Annotated in this window: 1 protein-coding gene; it reads left to right on the top strand. The window is 68.4% G+C overall.

Features of this window, described 5'->3' with window-relative positions:
* Positions 1 to 332 (top strand): ABC transporter ATP-binding protein (locus ACWCOM_RS18610; RefSeq protein WP_454550217.1); only part of this gene is annotated, 332 nt, incomplete at both ends.

A 332-nucleotide genomic window follows, 5' to 3' on the forward strand; every position in this document is an offset into this window, starting at 1 on the left:
CGACGTCACCGAGGTCCCCTCCCGGGACCGCGACATCGCGATGGTCTTCCAGAACTACGCCCTCTACCCGCACATGACCGTGGCCGAGAACATGGGCTTCGCCCTGAAGATCGCCAAGGTCCCCGCCACCGAACGCCGCACCCGGGTGGAGGAGGCCGCCAAGATCCTGGACCTCACCGACTACCTCGACCGCAAACCCAAGGCACTGTCCGGCGGGCAGCGCCAGCGCGTGGCCATGGGCCGGGCCATCGTGCGCTCCCCGCAGGTGTTCCTGATGGACGAACCGCTCTCGAACCTCGACGCGAAGCTGCGGGTGCAGACCCGCACCCAGA

It is taken from the genome of Kocuria sp. KH4, assembly GCF_053711175.1.